Genomic DNA, 14,194 nt, shown 5'->3' with positions numbered 1-14,194 from the left:
TGCTATCAGAACAACTTCAACGCCGGTGCTTCTTCTTTCAACGGTTCGTTCTTCGCGGTCTGTTCGTTCCAGCCACCGCCGAGGGCCTTGTACAGGTTGACCTCGCTGGTCAGCTGCGCCAGGCGGTCGGTGATCAGCGATTGCTGGGCACTGAACAGTTGGCGCTGGGCGTCGAGGAAGGTCAGGTTGCTGTCGACCCCGATACGGTAGCGACGCTCGGCCAGGCGGTAGTAATCCTGGTTGGCCGCGACGAAGCCACGCTGGGCTTCCAGCTGCTGCTTGTAGGTCTCACGCGCGGCGAGGCCGTCGGAGACTTCCTGGAAGCCGGTCTGGATCGCCTTCTCGTAGTTCGCCACGTTGATCTCTTTCTGGATCTTCGAGTAGTCCAGGCTGGCGCGCAGGCTGCCGGCGTTGAAGATCGGGATGTTGATCTGCGGGGCGAACGACCAGGTGCCCGAACCGCCTTTGAACAGGCCGCCCAGGGTAGGGCTGGCGGTACCGGCGCTGGCGGTCAGGCTGATGCTCGGGAAGAACGCTGCACGCGCCGCACCGATGTTGGCGTTGGCGGCCTTGAGGTTGTACTCGGCCTGCATGATGTCGGGACGCCGTTGCAGCAGGTCGGAGGGCAAGCCGGCCGGTACGTCGCTGAGCAGGTCATCGGACAGCGGCTTGCTGGCGATATTCGCCGGCAGGCCGGTGCCCAGCAGCAGGGTCAGGCTGTTTTCGTCCTGGGCCACCTGGCGGGTGTAGCGTGCCAGTGCCACGCGGGCATTTTCCACCGAGGTGCGTGCCTGGCTGAGGTCGAGGGCCGAGGCCACGCCGACTTCGTTGCTGCGCGAGGTCAGCTTGTAGCTTTGCTCGAACGCGCCGAGGGTGTCCTGGGTCAGCTTGAGCAGTTCCTTGTCGGCCTGCCAGGTCAGGTAGGCATTCGCCACACTGGCCACCAGGCTGATCTGGGTACTGCGCCGCGCTTCTTCAGTGGCGAAGTACTTTTGCAGCGCTTCTTCACTCAGGCTGCGCACGCGGCCAAACAGGTCCAGCTCATAGGAGCTGATCCCGAGGCCGACGGAGTATTGGCTGGAGATGGTCGATTCGCCGGTCTGCGACAACTTGGCCGGGGTGCGCGAACGGCTGCCACTGCCCGTGGCCGACACGGCCGGGAACAGGTCGGCACGCTGGATCCGGTATTGCGCCGCGTACGCATCGATGTTCAGGGCCGCGACACGCAGGTCACGGTTGTTCACCAGCGCGGTCTGAATCAGCTGTTGCAGGGCAGGGTCATGGAAAAACTGCTTCCAGCCTTGCTCGGCGGCAGCCTGCCCCGGCGCCTGGGCCGACGAATACGCCGGCCCCTGTGGGAACTGAGCTGCCACCGGCGCGTCAGGGCGCTGGTAGTCAGGAATCAGCGAGCAGCCACTGAGCACGAATGCGGTGACGGCTAAGGAAAGTAGCGACTTGCTCATTGGCCAGCCTCTTTAGGAGTGTGCTTAGGTTCAGTCTTTTTACGTTCGCCCATGGCGGACACGGTTGCGAAGAACAGTGGCACCCAGAAGATCGCCAATACCGTGGCCGTGATCATACCGCCAATTACACCGGTACCGATCGCGTGCTGGCTGCCTGAGCCGGCGCCCGAGGAGATCGCCAGCGGCAATACGCCGAGGACGAACGCCATGGAGGTCATGATGATCGGCCGCAGACGCATCCGGGAGGCCTCGATCGCGGCTTCTACGATGCCTTTGCCTTGCTCGTGCAGCTCCTTGGCGAACTCGACGATCAGAATGGCGTTCTTCGCCGCCAGGCCCACCGTCACCAACAAGCCCACCTGGAAGAACACGTCGTTGGACAAGCCGCGCATGCTGGTGGCGATCAACGCCCCTACCACGCCCAGCGGAACCACCAGGATCACCGCGATTGGAATCGACCAGCTTTCGTACAGTGCCGCGAGGCACAGGAACACCACCAGCAGCGACAGTGCGTACAGCGCCGGCGCCTGGGAGCCGGACAGGCGTTCTTCATACGACAGGCCCGTCCAGGCGTAGCCCACGCCGGCCGGCAGTTGCTTGGCGAGGCGTTCGACTTCGGCCATGGCGTCACCGGTACTGTAGCCCGGTGCCGGGGTACCGAGGATTTCCATCGCCGCTACACCGTTATAACGCGAGAGCTTCGGCGAGCCGTAGATCCACTTGCCCGAGGCGATGGCCGACAACGGCACCATCTTCCCGGAGTCGCTGCGCACGTACCATTTGTTCAGGTCTTCCGGGGACATCCGGCTGGCGGCTTCACCCTGCACGTAGACCTTCTTCACCCGACCACGGTCGATGAAGTCGTTGACGTAGCTGCCACCCAAGGCAATCGCCAAGGTCTGGTTGATGTTGGACAGCGTGATACCTTGGGCGCTGGCCTTCTCGTCGTCGACGGTGAGCTCGTACTGCGGCTCATCGTTCACACCGTTGGGACGCACACCGGCGAGGATCTTGCTCTGGGCAGCCATGCCCAGGAACTGGTTACGCGCAGCCATCAGCTTTTCATGGCCAACGCCGCCCTGGTCCTGCAGGAACACGTCGAAACCGGTGGCGTTACCCAACTCCAGTACCGACGGTGGCACGATGGCAAATACCATGGCGTCCTGGAAGGTCTGCATGAAGTAGCCCTGGGCACGCTTGGCAATCTCGAATACCGAGGTGGAAGCATCACGCTCATCCCACGGCTTGAGCATCACGAAGGCCAGGCCCGAACTCTGTCCACGACCGGCGAAGTTGAAGCCGTTCACGGTAAACACCGATTTCACGCCTTTGCCTTCGCCTGGCTCGCCTTCCTTGTCATTGAGCAGATAGGCGCGCATGTCGTCGATGACTTTTTGCGTGCGCTCAGCCGAAGAACCTACCGGGGTCTGCACCTGGGCAAAGATCACGCCCTGGTCTTCATCGGGCAGGAACGCGGCCGGGATGCGCATGAACAGCCAGACCATGCCGGCGATGATCAGCGCGTACACGAGGAACGCCGGGATCTTGTGCTTGATCATGTTGCCCACGCCGCGCTCGTAGCTCAGTACGCCACGGTCGAAGGTGCGGTTGAACCAGCCGAAGAAACCACGCTTGGGTTGGCCGTGCTTCTCGGGGTCGATCGGCTTGAGCATGGTGGCGCACAGGGCCGGGGTGAAGATCAGGGCAACCAGTACCGACAACGCCATGGCCGAAACGATGGTGATGGAGAACTGTTTGTAGATCACACCGGTGGAGCCGCCGAAGAACGCCATTGGCAACAGTACCGCCGACAGTACCAGGGCGATACCCACGAGGGCGCCCTGGATCTGGCCCATGGACTTGACCGTCGCTTCTTTCGGCGACAGGTGTTCCTCGGCCATTACCCGCTCGACGTTTTCCACCACGACGATGGCGTCGTCCACCAGCAAGCCGATGGCCAGGATCATGCCGAACATGGTCAAGGTGTTGATGGTGAAACCGAATGCCGCGAGGATCCCGAAGGTACCCAGCAATACCACCGGTACGGTCATGGTGGTGATGATGGTGGCGCGGAAGTTCTGCAGGAACAGGAACATCACCAGGAACACCAGCACGATCGCTTCGACCAGGGTGTCAACTACACCGGAGATCGATTCGGTCACGACTGGGGTGGTGTCATACGGCACCACCGCCTTCATGCCTGGCGGGAAGAACGGTTCCAGGGACGCCACAGTGGCACGGATGGCCTTGGCGGTGTCCAGGGCGTTGGCGCCCGACGCGAGCTTGATCGCCATACCGGAAGCCGGGTTGCCGTTGAACTGTGCGCTGATGCTGTAGTTCTGGCCGCCGAGTTCGATACGCGCTACGTCATGCAGGCGAACCTGGGAGCCGTCGGCATTGACCTTCATCAGGATATTGCCGAACTGCTCCGCCGTTTGCAGGCGGGTCTTGCCGATGATGGTGGCGTTCAACTGGTTGCCGGGCAGGGCAGGCAGGCCGCCCAATTGACCGGTCGCCACCTGCACGTTCTGCGCGGCGATGGCGCTGCTGACATCGACCGGTGTGAGCTGGAAGTTGTTCAGCTTGGCCGGGTCCAGCCAGATACGCATGGCGTACTGCGAACCGAACACCTGGAAGTCACCGACACCGGCGGTCCGGGAAATCGGGTCCTGGATGTTGGAAACGATGTAGTTGGACAGGTCATCCTTGGTCATGCTGCCGTCTTCCGACACCAGACCGATCACCATCAGGAAGTTCTTCACCGACTTGGTCACGCGGATACCCTGCTGCTGCACTTCTTGCGGCAGCAGTGGGGTCGCCAGGTTCAGCTTGTTCTGCACCTGAACCTGGGCGATGTCCGGGTTGGTACCCTGGTTGAACGTCGCGGTGATGGTCATGCTGCCGTCGGAGTTACTGTCCGAGGCCACATAGCGCAGGTTGTCGATACCGTTGAGCTGTTGCTCGATGACCTGCACCACGGTGTCCTGCACGGTTTGTGCGGACGCGCCTGGGTAGGTCACCTGGATGTCGATGGCGGTTGGCGCGATGGCCGGGTATTGGTTGATGGGCAACTTCAGGATCGACAGTGCCCCGACCAGCATGATCACCAGGGCAATTACCCAGGCGAAAATGGGACGGTCGATAAAAAATTTCGACATGGATTACTCCCCTTGGCCAGGCGCGGCAGCAGGAGCAGCGGCGGAACCGGCAGGCTTGGCGTTGTCAGCGTCCTTGACCTTGACCTCCACGCCCGGCTTGACGTATTGCAGGCCTTCGGTGATCACGCGGTCACCGGCATTCAGGCCTTTTTCCACCAGCCAATAGGCGCCGGCGGTGCGGTTGGCTACCAGTACACGCTGCTCGACCTTGTTTTCGGCGTTCACCACCAGCGCGGTCGGGATGCCCTTGAGGTCGCGGGTCACGCCTTGCTGTGGTGCGAGGATGGCCTTGCTGTTCACGCCCGCTTGCAGTTGGGCGTGTACGAACATGCCCGGCAGCAGGGTGTGGTCAGGGTTGGGGAACACGGCGCGCAGGGTCACGGAACCGGTGGTCTGGTCGACCGATACTTCGGAGAATTCCAGCTTGCCGTCCTGGCCGTAGTCGCTGCCGTCTTCCAGGGTCAGCTTGACCTTGGCGGCATTGGCGCCGGCTTTTTCCAGCTGGCCGCTTTCCAGGTCGCGGCGCAGTTTCAGCATTTCAGCCGAAGACTGCGTGACGTCGACGTAGATCGGGTCCAGTTGCTGGATTACGGCCATGGCATCGGCCTGGCCATTGCTGACCAGCGCGCCTTCGGTCACCGCAGAACGGCCAATACGCCCGGAGATCGGCGCGAACACTTTGGTGTAGCGCACGTTGATCTGGGCGGTTTGAACGTTTGCTTCCGCAGTCATGCGGTTGGCGACGGCAGTGTCGTATTCCTGACGGCTGACGGCTTGCTCATCGACCAACTGCTTGTAGCGGTCGGAGATGGACTTGGTCTGGGTCAGGCTGGCTTGTGCGCTTTTGAGGGTGGCCTCGTAGACCGACGGATCGATCTGATAAAGCTGCTGGCCTTCTTTCACGTCCGCGCCTTCCTTGAACAGGCGCTTGAGGATGATGCCGTTGACCTGTGGGCGAACTTCCGCAATGCGGTAGGCGGTGGTGCGGCCTGGCAGCTCGGACGTCAGGGTAAAGGCTTGCGGTTGAATGGTGACCACGCCGACCTGAGGGGCTTGAGCGGGCGGAGCCGCTTCTTCCTTTTTACATCCGCTGAGCAGCGATGCCAGGGCGACGGCAGTGACCAGAGCGGTAACAGCTGGCTTAAGTTGCATGAAGATCCTCGGGTCAGGCGCGCAGGGTGCGCACAAGAAGGGTGGAAGGGTGAAAAACAAGCCGTGAGTGGATAAGTAGCTTGCTACGCAATATACTTACGTTCATGGTTGTTTGTAAACTCTTGACAGGTTTTGCGGAATGTTGACAAAGCACCGCCCAAAGCCTCGATTTTAGTACGTTCGGCTCCCATGACGGTGTCGTCCCACAATTATTCAGATGATCGTTAGCGCTTGTTAGCGCCGCGTTAACGTCAGTCCCAAGTGTCCTGATTGAGGTTTTACTGCCATGGTTCGTCGCACCAAAGAGGAAGCTCAGGAAACGCGCAGCCAGATTCTCGATGCCGCCGAGCAAGCCTTCTATGAACGCGGCGTTGCGCGGACTACGTTGGCGGATATCGCCGCGTTGGCCGGCGTGACGCGGGGCGCCATCTATTGGCATTTCAGTAACAAATCCGATCTGTTGCAGGCCCTGCTCGACACCTTGCATGAGCCTTTGGATGAATTGGCAAGGGCCAGTGAAAGCGAGTCCGAGCTCGACCCGCTGGGGTGCATGCGCAAGTTGCTGATTCATTTGTTTCATCAAGTGGCCCTGGACCCGAAAACCCGGCGCATCAATGAGATCCTGTTCCATAAGTGCGAATTCACCGATGAAATGTGCGACATGCGCCGTCAGCGCCAGACCCACAGCCTCGAATGCAACCTGCGCATCGGCCTGACACTGCGTAACGCGGTCCATCGCGGGCAACTTCCGGAAAATCTCGACACCACGCGTGGCGCGGTGTGCATGCATGCCTACATCAACGGGCTGATTGGCCAGTGGCTGTTGGTACCCGACAGCTTCCAGTTGCATCAGGACGCCGAGCGCTGGGTGGATGCAGGGCTGGACATGCTGCGCTGGAGCCCCAGCCTGCGCAATTAAGACAAAATGCGTAATTGCATCAGGGTGTGTCAACAGTAAAGCCCAAGGACGGTCAATCGTCCTTCTGCCTGATCGGTGGGGTGACTTTATATACGGGCTGGCGGGCGGTTGATAGGTAGCCGCCTAAGTATTTTGTAGGGATTTTGTTGCAAGGCTGTTAAGGAATGTTTCCCAGGGCAACATAGTGTCAAAAAAAGATGTGGGAGGGGGCTTGCTCCCGATGGCAGTGGTTCAGTCAACACATAGAGTGACTGACGCACCGCCATCGGGAGCAAGCCCCCTCCCATATTTGGTTTCGCGTGTCGGGTGATTACAGTGGCAGCGTCGGGTAGTCGATGTAACCCACCGGGCCCTTGGCGTAGAAGGTTTCCGGGTTCGCTTCGTTCAGCGGCGCATCGGTCTTCAGGCGCACCGGCAGGTCCGGGTTGGCAATGAACGGTACGCCGAAGGCCACCGCATCCGCCTTGCCAGCCGCCAGCCATGCATTGGCACTGTCCTTGGTGAAGCGTTCGTTGGCGATGTACATGCCGCCGAAGGCTTTTTTCAAGCGCGGGCCCAGGCTGTCAGCACCTTCTTTTTCACGGGAGCAGATGAAGGCGATGCCACGCTTGCCCAGTTCGCTGGCGACGTAGGTGAAGGTTTCGGCCAGGTTGTCGTCACCCATGTCGTGAGCGTCTGCACGGGGGGCCAAATGCACACCCACACGGCCGGCGCCCCAGACTTCGATGACTGCATCGGTCACTTCCAGCAGCAGGCGCGCACGGTTTTCCAGGGAGCCGCCGTACTGGTCGGTACGCTGGTTGGTGCTGCTCTGCAGGAACTGGTCGAGCAGGTAGCCGTTGGCGCCGTGGACTTCCACGCCGTCAAAGCCTGCAGCCTTGGCGTTTTCGGCCCCGGTGCGGTAGGCGTCGACGATGTCGGCGATTTCAGCGGTTTCCAGGGCGCGTGGGGTCGGGTAGTCGGCGAGTGGGCGCACCAGGCTGACGTGGCCTTTAGCCTGGATCGCGCTCGGTGCCACCGGGGTTTCGCCGTTCAGGTAGGACGCGTGGGAGATGCGGCCGACGTGCCACAGTTGCAGGAAAATCTTGCCACCTGCGCCATGCACAGCCTTGGTGACATTCGCCCAGCCACGCACCTGGTCGTTGGACCAGATGCCTGGAGTGTCCGGGTAGCCCACGCCCAGCGGCGTCACCGAGGTGGCTTCGCTGAGGATCAGACCGGCGGACGCGCGCTGCACGTAGTACTCGGCCATCAGCGCGTTGGGTACCCGGCCGGCGTCGGCACGGCAGCGGGTCAGCGGCGCCATGATGATGCGGTTCGACAGTTCCAGGTCGCCCAGTTTGATCGGATCGAAAATAGTCGTCATGGGAAAACACCTTGCTCGTTGAAGTTGATCAGTGGGTCGCAGGGGCCAGGTCGGCATCGCCGCCCTGACGGAAAGTAATCAGGGTCACCAGCAGCGCCAGGATCGCCAGGGCCCCTGCCGCCAACGGCACGCTGCTCAGGCCAAAGCCGTGGGCAATCACGCTGCCGCCCACCCAGGCACCGAGGGCGTTGCCGATGTTGAACGCGCCGATGTTCAGGGTGGACACCAGGTTCGGTGCGGCCTTGCCGAAGGTCACCACGTTGATCTGCAGCGCCGGGACGGCGGCAAACGAGGCGGTGGCCCACAGGAACAGGGTGATCTCGGTCGGGATCACGGCGACGCTGGTCCAGGTCAGTGCGGTGGACACCACCGCCATGCTGATAAATACGCCGATCAGGGTGGCTGCCAGGCGTTTGTCCGCCAGCTTGCCGCCGATGATGTTGCCCACGGTCAGGCCCAGTCCGATCAGCAGCAGGGTCCAGGTCACGCCTTTGGGCGAGACGCCGGTGACATCGCCGAGCAGCGGCGCAACATAGGTGAAGAGGGTGAACATGGACGCGGCGAACAGCGCGGTCATGCTCAGCGACAACCAGATGCCGGCACCCTTGAGGGCGGCCAGCTCGGCGCGCATGTCGAGTTTTTCTTCGTCACGCTTGGCCGGCAGGAAGCGGATCAGGCCGATCAGCGCCACTACGCCAATCACTGTCACCGCCCAGAAGGTCGAGCGCCAGCCGGCTTCCTGGCCCAGCGCGGTACCCAGTGGCACACCGAGCACGTTGGCCAGGGTCAGGCCGGTAAACATCAGGGCCACCGCCGAAGCACGCTTGTTGGCCGGCACCAGGTTGGCAGCGACCACCGAACCGATCCCGAAAAACGCGCCATGGCACAGCGCGGTGACCACACGGGCAAACATCAGCACGTTGTAGTCACTGGCCAGGGCGCAGAGCAGGTTGCCGATAATAAAGATGCCCATCAACGCTACCAACGCCGCCTTGCGTGGCAGCTTGGCGGTGGCCAGTGCCATGAACGGCGCGCCGATGGCCACGCCCAGGGCGTAGCCGGTGACCAGCCAGCCGGCGCCGGGAATCGAGACGCCGAGGTCCGCCGCCACATCGGGCAACAGGCCCATGATCACGAACTCGGTGGTGCCGATGGCGAAGGCGCTGAGGGCCAGTATGAGTAGCGAGAGGGGCATTATCGTTTCCTTGTTACAACGTCGCGCTGATTTCAGCGCTGAGTTCAGTGGTAAGCGCTGCGAGGAAGGCTTGGATCACTTCCTCGTTGCGCTTGAAAAAGTGCCACTGCCCGGCCTTCTGGCTGCTGATCAATCCCGCCCGTTGCAAGGTGGCCAGGTGGGCCGACACGGTCGACTGGGACAAGCCGCAGCGCTGGTCGATCTGCCCGGCGCAAATGCCGTATTCGTGGTTGTGCACTTGCTCGGGGAACTGCACTTTCGGGTCTTTCAGCCAGGTGAGGATGTCTCGTCGTACTGGGTGCGCCAGGGCTTTTATTATTTCGTCGAGGTCGATGGACATGGCAGGTGCTCGGTGTCGTAAAGCGTTATATCGCGATGAGGCGAACCTTAAATCGTTATATCCCGATATACCAATATGATTTCGGTCTGAATCAAGACCAAATCGGTATATCGGGTTATAACGATACGTTGGCGGCAGTGCTAGACTGCGCGCCATGAATTATCTCGCACATCTGCACTTGGGCGGCCAACTTCCGGCACAACTGCTGGGTAGCCTGTATGGCGACTTCGTCAAAGGCCGCCTGCAGGGCCAGTTCAGCCCGCAAATCGAAGCGGCGATCCAACTGCATCGCTCCATCGACCGCTTTACCGACAGCCACCCGTTGGTGGGCGAGGCGCTGTCGCGCTTCAGCCTCACCCGACGGCGTTATGCCGGGATTGTCCTCGATGTGTTCTTCGACCATTGCCTGGCGCGGGATTGGGCACTGTATGCCGAGCAGCCGCTTGAGCATTTCACCTCGCAGGTGTATCGCGTATTGGCTGCCGAACCGCAGTTACCGGGGCGCTTGGCGCAGATTGCGCCGTATATGGCGGCGGATGATTGGCTGGGGTCGTACCGCGAGTTTGCGGTGATGGAGCAGGTGTTGCGCGGGATTTCGCGGCGGCTCACACAACCCCAGGAATTAGGGTTTGCGATGCAGGAATTGCGTGAGTTGTATGAGCCGTTGAGTGAAGACTTCCGGATCTTCTACCCCGAACTGCAAGCCTTCGCGCATAACCACCTGACAACACAAAGCTAAATGTGGGAGGGAGCAAGCCCCCTCCCACATTTGAACTGTGTTCATATCTCAGGCTGCAAAAGCCGGTCGAGCATGCACTTGTTCAGTCTCCGGCACCGGCCCAAACAACGCCTTCTGCACCGCCTGCTGCGCCTGGAACGCCAGCGCCGCACGTTCCTGCCCGGCGCAGGCAATCGGCTTGAGCACATGGATTTCCACGTCGCCCTGGTCATTGGCAAACAGGCGCATCAGGTGCGAGAGCAAATCGTCATCGCCAATAAACGGTGCCAGCGGGTCGACCTGCCCATTGCGCAGATAACGGATGGCCACCGGTTGCAGCGACACATCCGCATCGATCGCACTGGCCAGCAAGCGCCCGTGGAAGGTACGCAGGCTGCGGCCGTCGGTGGTGGTGCCTTCGGGGAACATCAGCAGCGGGTGCTGTTGTTCCAGGTGGCGAGTCATCTGCTTGCGGATCAACTGGCTGTCACCCGAACCGCGACGGATAAACAAGCTACCGGCCTTGGCCGCCAACCAGCCCGCTACCGGCCAGGTGCGCACTTCGGCCTTGGACAAAAACGACATCGGCGCCACTGCGCCCAGCAACGGAATATCGGTCCAGGACACGTGGTTGCTCACCCACAGCATTGGCTGCGTCGGCAACTCGCCGTGCACCGTCACGCGAAAGGGCAGGGCGTTGGTCAGCCGGGCCATAAAGAACCGCGACCAACGTTGGCGCCGCACCATCGAGTTGGCCACGCCCAGGCGTTCGAACAGGCCAAACACACTGGCCATGCTCAAGCCCAGCGCCACTACCACCAGTACGCGGGCAATGCGCCCGTACACGCGCAGACGGCTCATCACATGGCCGCCTTGAAGTGGCGGGCGTAACGCGGGCACAGTTCGTCGCGCTTGAGCAGGATGAATACGTCGGCCACCTGGAAATCTTCATCCCAGCATGGCTCGCCGCAGATCTTCGCCCCCAGGCGCATATAGGCCTTGAGCAGCGGTGGCATCTCGGCGATTACGTTGGTCGGCAGGTCCAGCGCCGGCAGCGGTTTTTTCGGCTCGGCGCGCAGGTGTTCGTTGCACAGGTAGCGTTCGCGCAGGCGCTGCATGATCGCGTGGGCCTGGATGCCGCCGTCGTGCATCGGGATGCTCGCGCAGCCCATCAGGTAGCTGTAGCCGCCCTGGTTGAGCACTTCGGCCAACTCGCCCCACAACACAGCGATGGTGCCGCCGTTACGGTAGGCCGGGTCGACACAGGTGCGGCCGATTTCCAGGATCGGGCCCTGCAAATGCAGCAGGCCATGCAGGCTGAATTCTTCTTCGCTGTAGAACCGGCCCAGGGTGCTGGCGGCCTGGTGGTCGAGCAAACGGGTGGTGGCGACGAGTCGACCGCTGTTCAAGTCCCGCACGCCGATGTGGCTGCAGTGAACATCATAGTCATCCATGTCCAGGCCGTGTTCCGCGCCTTTCAGCTTGGCGTTGAACTCGCCGCTGAATACGTTGAAACGCAGGGCCTGGGCTTCCTGCAAAGCCTTTGCGCCAACCAGGCGTTCGGCTTGCAGACGGCGTTCATTGCCGGTGTCGCTGATGCGGGCGATCTGAGTCATGGCGAATCTCCGAGTGCCAGCCACGTTCCGGCCGGTCGACTTTGTTGTCCAAAGTCAGGCTATGTAGCCCCGGTGTCATCTCCATGAAGTTACGGTGACGGTTGGATGACAGCCCCCTTGTCGCAAATCTGTCATCGGCCTGGGCTAGTCTCGCGGGCTTGAATGCTCCCTTGAGTTTGCGTCCATGGTCAGAGGCCTGTTGTGCGTTGCCCTGCTGTTCGTCACCGTTGTCGCCCGTGCCGAAACCTGGCCCGATAAAGACTGGGCCAAGGGCACACCGCTCTCGGGGCCTGCTGTGGATGCCCTGAACGCCTACGCTTTCCCGCCGCGAGACGACGCCACCCGTCAAGGCATTCGCACCGACGCACTGCTGGTAATCCGCGACGGCGAGGTCATCTATGAACGCTACGCTGCGCCCACCACCGCCAGCACGCCACACTTGACCTGGTCCATCAGCAAAAGCCTGATGGCCACGGTGCTTGGCGTGGCCTACGGGGACAATCGCTTTAAGTTGACCGACCCTGCCGCGCGTTTTTACCCGCCAATGAAACAGCATCCGAGCGTGACCATGGCCGACCTGCTGCACTGGGCCTCGGGCCTCGACTGGCAGGAAGACTATGAATACGCGCCGCTGAAATCCTCAGTGGTTGCGATGCTTTACACCCGTGGTCGCGCCGATATGGCCGAGTTTGCCGCCAACACTGAATCCTTCAGTGCACCGGGCCAGGCCTTTCGTTATTCCAGCGGCGACAGCAATATCCTCTCCGCCGCGCTCAAGGGCATGCTCGGCCACAAGGCCTACATGAGTTACCCCTGGGATGCGCTGTTCAAACCCCTGGGCATTCACAACGCCACCTGGGAAACCGATGCCGACGAAACCTTTGTCGCTTCGTCCTACGCTTACCTCACCGCGCGTGACCTGGCGCGTGTCGGCCTGCTGATGGCGCGCGACGGGCGCTGGGGGGATCAACAACTGCTGCCCAAAGACTGGGTCGCTTTCAATCGCCAACCCTTCGACAAATACACTGCCGGCCAGGACGAAGCCGTCCCCGGTGGCCAGTGGTGGCTTAATCAAGGCGCCTCAAGGCCGTGGCCCGACGCACCTGCCGACACCTTCGCCGCCCTCGGTCATTGGGGCCAGGCGCTGTACGTGATGCCCGACGAACACCTGGTGATTGTGCGCTACGGCGATGATCGCGACGGCAGCTACCGCCACAACGAACTGCTCAAACGCGTGCTCGCGGCGGTGCAACCATGATCCGTCGTCGGCCGTTTACCAGCCTGTTTCTGCTGCTGTTGCTCGCCCTGGTGGGCTGGGTATGGCACGAGCGCGCCAACCTGCAAGCCTTCCCCGACATCATCGCGGCGTACACAGCCAAGGAGTATTGCTCGTGCCGGTATGTGGCGAACAATCCCGCCGACTATTGCCAGGGTTATGTGAAACAGTACGTGCCCACGAGTGCGTTCAGTGATAACCCGCTGCGCAGTGAAGTCACGGCCACTGGGTTGGGACGCACGCACAGCGCGCGGTGGTTGGGGGATCGGCAGGGGTGTCGGCTGAATCCCTGACACCCCACGCCGAGTGCGTGGGAGCAAGCCACCTTCCACATTGGATTTGCGCCGTTCGTGACATTGCGCTTAAGGTTCGTGCAGGTTTTTCGCCCCACGAGTCCTTAATGTTCAACGCTTCTTTTATCAAGCCGCTGGCCTTCGCCCTGCTGGTCGCCGCCGCCGTACCTGCCCACGCCGACTGGTACCTGGACAACGAGTCCTCGCGCCTGTCGTTCGTCACCACCAAAAACACCGAGATCGCTGAAGTCCATCGCTTCCTGGTGCTGCATGGCAAGGTCGACAGCAAGGGCGCGGCGCAGTTGGAAGTGGAGCTGGAGTCGGTCAACAGCGGTATCCCGCTGCGTGACGAGCGCATGCGCAATCAGCTGTTCGAGATCAAGACCTTCCCCGAAGCGCTGATCAGCGCGCAGATCAATCTGCAACCGATCAATGACCTGGCGCCTGGCGCGCAATTGGAATTGCGTCTGCCAATGAGCGTCACGTTGCATGGCAAGACCCAGACCTACAGCGCCGAGTTGTTGGCCACGCGCCTGGATGACCGGCGTTTCCAGGTGGTGACCCTGGAACCGGTGGTGTTGCATGCCGAAGATTTCGACCTGGCGCCGGGGGTGGCGGCGTTGCGCAAGGCGGTGGGGCTGGCGTCGATCAGCTTGTCGGTGCCGGTGGGTGCGGTGCTGATTTTTACGGCGCGCTGA

The 14,194-nt window shown here is 61.6% G+C and carries 13 protein-coding genes; 5 read left to right on the top strand and 8 right to left on the bottom strand.

Features of this window, described 5'->3' with window-relative positions:
- Positions 1-5: 5 nt before the first annotated feature.
- From adeC to AD670_RS21445, 3 genes are read right to left on the bottom strand one after another with little or no spacing between them, the layout of a single operon-like run.
- Positions 6-1,463, bottom strand: a complete 1,458-nt coding sequence (gene adeC / locus AD670_RS21455) for an AdeC/AdeK/OprM family multidrug efflux complex outer membrane factor (protein ID WP_053137010.1) — start codon at positions 1,461-1,463, stop codon at positions 6-8.
- Positions 1,460-4,621, bottom strand: coding sequence for an efflux RND transporter permease subunit (locus AD670_RS21450; RefSeq protein ID WP_053137007.1), 3,162 nt, complete (start codon positions 4,619-4,621; stop codon positions 1,460-1,462). The genes adeC and AD670_RS21450 overlap by 4 nt, the downstream gene beginning before the upstream one ends.
- A 3-nt stretch (positions 4,622-4,624) precedes the next feature.
- Positions 4,625-5,773, bottom strand: coding sequence for an efflux RND transporter periplasmic adaptor subunit (locus AD670_RS21445; RefSeq protein WP_053137004.1), 1,149 nt, complete (start codon positions 5,771-5,773; stop codon positions 4,625-4,627).
- Positions 5,774-6,059: 286 nt separating this feature from the next.
- On the opposite strand from AD670_RS21445, the gene AD670_RS21440 reads away from it, so the two are divergent.
- A complete protein-coding gene (locus AD670_RS21440; RefSeq protein ID WP_053136994.1) occupies positions 6,060-6,692 on the top strand; it encodes a TetR family transcriptional regulator in 633 nt (210 codons plus the stop codon).
- A gap of 310 nt (positions 6,693-7,002) precedes the next feature.
- Here AD670_RS21440 and AD670_RS21435 read toward each other — a convergent pair whose 3' ends face one another.
- From AD670_RS21435 to AD670_RS21425, 3 genes are read right to left on the bottom strand one after another with little or no spacing between them, the layout of a single operon-like run.
- Positions 7,003-8,058 carry an alkene reductase gene (locus AD670_RS21435; protein WP_053136991.1) on the bottom strand — a complete coding sequence of 352 codons (1,056 nt, stop codon included), beginning with the start codon at positions 8,056-8,058 and terminating at the stop codon, positions 7,003-7,005.
- Positions 8,059-8,086: 28 nt separating this feature from the next.
- A complete protein-coding gene (locus AD670_RS21430) occupies positions 8,087-9,253 on the bottom strand; it encodes an MFS transporter (RefSeq protein WP_053136988.1) in 1,167 nt (388 codons plus the stop codon).
- A 13-nt stretch (positions 9,254-9,266) separates the two neighbouring features.
- Positions 9,267-9,593: a helix-turn-helix transcriptional regulator gene (locus tag AD670_RS21425; protein ID WP_027604388.1), complete on the bottom strand. Its 327-nt coding sequence runs from the start codon at positions 9,591-9,593 to the stop codon at positions 9,267-9,269.
- A 154-nt stretch (positions 9,594-9,747) separates the two neighbouring features.
- Here AD670_RS21425 and AD670_RS21420 point away from each other — a divergent pair, with 154 nt between their 5' ends.
- Complete coding sequence (locus tag AD670_RS21420; RefSeq protein WP_053136986.1) at positions 9,748-10,332, top strand: ACP phosphodiesterase; 585 nt, start codon at positions 9,748-9,750, stop codon at positions 10,330-10,332.
- A gap of 48 nt (positions 10,333-10,380) precedes the next feature.
- Here AD670_RS21420 and AD670_RS21415 read toward each other — a convergent pair whose 3' ends face one another.
- Positions 10,381-11,172, bottom strand: coding sequence for a lysophospholipid acyltransferase family protein (locus AD670_RS21415; RefSeq protein ID WP_053136983.1), 792 nt, complete (start codon positions 11,170-11,172; stop codon positions 10,381-10,383).
- Complete coding sequence (gene olsB / locus AD670_RS21410; protein ID WP_027604385.1) at positions 11,172-11,927, bottom strand: L-ornithine N(alpha)-acyltransferase; 756 nt, start codon at positions 11,925-11,927, stop codon at positions 11,172-11,174. The genes AD670_RS21415 and olsB overlap by 1 nt, the downstream gene beginning before the upstream one ends.
- Positions 11,928-12,111: 184 nt before the next feature.
- Between olsB and AD670_RS21405 the strand changes: the two genes are divergently transcribed.
- From AD670_RS21405 to AD670_RS21395, 3 genes are all read left to right on the top strand, one after another.
- Entirely contained in the window at positions 12,112-13,185 is a 1,074-nt protein-coding gene (locus AD670_RS21405; RefSeq protein WP_053136980.1) for a serine hydrolase, read from the top strand.
- Positions 13,182-13,496 (top strand): hypothetical protein, encoded by a 315-nt coding sequence (locus AD670_RS21400; protein WP_053136977.1) that lies wholly within the window; start codon positions 13,182-13,184, stop codon positions 13,494-13,496. Before AD670_RS21405 ends, AD670_RS21400 begins: the two co-directional genes overlap by 4 nt.
- Before the next feature lie 107 nt (positions 13,497-13,603).
- The gene (locus AD670_RS21395) at positions 13,604-14,194 is read left to right on the top strand and encodes a YceI family protein (RefSeq protein ID WP_053136974.1); all 591 of its coding nucleotides are present in this window, start codon (positions 13,604-13,606) and stop codon (positions 14,192-14,194) included.

Origin of the sequence: Pseudomonas sp. MIACH (assembly GCF_001269925.1) — a bacterium.
Classification (GTDB): Bacteria; Pseudomonadota; Gammaproteobacteria; order Pseudomonadales; family Pseudomonadaceae; genus Aquipseudomonas.
This window is presented reverse-complemented; position numbering and strand designations above follow the sequence as displayed.

Excerpts from the sequence above, each read along its gene's own strand:
- adeC (WP_053137010.1), bottom strand. The coding sequence starts at position 1,463 with ATGAGCAAGTCGCTACTTTCCTTAGCCGTCACCGCATTCGTGCTCAGT.
- AD670_RS21450 (WP_053137007.1), bottom strand. The coding sequence starts at position 4,621 with ATGTCGAAATTTTTTATCGACCGTCCCATTTTCGCCTGGGTAATTGCC.
- AD670_RS21445 (WP_053137004.1), bottom strand. The coding sequence starts at position 5,773 with ATGCAACTTAAGCCAGCTGTTACCGCTCTGGTCACTGCCGTCGCCCTG.
- AD670_RS21440 (WP_053136994.1), top strand. The coding sequence starts at position 6,060 with ATGGTTCGTCGCACCAAAGAGGAAGCTCAGGAAACGCGCAGCCAGATT.
- AD670_RS21435 (WP_053136991.1), bottom strand. The coding sequence starts at position 8,058 with ATGACGACTATTTTCGATCCGATCAAACTGGGCGACCTGGAACTGTCG.
- AD670_RS21430 (WP_053136988.1), bottom strand. The coding sequence starts at position 9,253 with ATGCCCCTCTCGCTACTCATACTGGCCCTCAGCGCCTTCGCCATCGGC.
- AD670_RS21425 (WP_027604388.1), bottom strand. The coding sequence starts at position 9,593 with ATGTCCATCGACCTCGACGAAATAATAAAAGCCCTGGCGCACCCAGTA.
- AD670_RS21420 (WP_053136986.1), top strand. The coding sequence starts at position 9,748 with ATGAATTATCTCGCACATCTGCACTTGGGCGGCCAACTTCCGGCACAA.
- AD670_RS21415 (WP_053136983.1), bottom strand. The coding sequence starts at position 11,172 with ATGAGCCGTCTGCGCGTGTACGGGCGCATTGCCCGCGTACTGGTGGTA.
- olsB (WP_027604385.1), bottom strand. The coding sequence starts at position 11,927 with ATGACTCAGATCGCCCGCATCAGCGACACCGGCAATGAACGCCGTCTG.
- AD670_RS21405 (WP_053136980.1), top strand. The coding sequence starts at position 12,112 with ATGGTCAGAGGCCTGTTGTGCGTTGCCCTGCTGTTCGTCACCGTTGTC.
- AD670_RS21400 (WP_053136977.1), top strand. The coding sequence starts at position 13,182 with ATGATCCGTCGTCGGCCGTTTACCAGCCTGTTTCTGCTGCTGTTGCTC.
- AD670_RS21395 (WP_053136974.1), top strand. The coding sequence starts at position 13,604 with ATGTTCAACGCTTCTTTTATCAAGCCGCTGGCCTTCGCCCTGCTGGTC.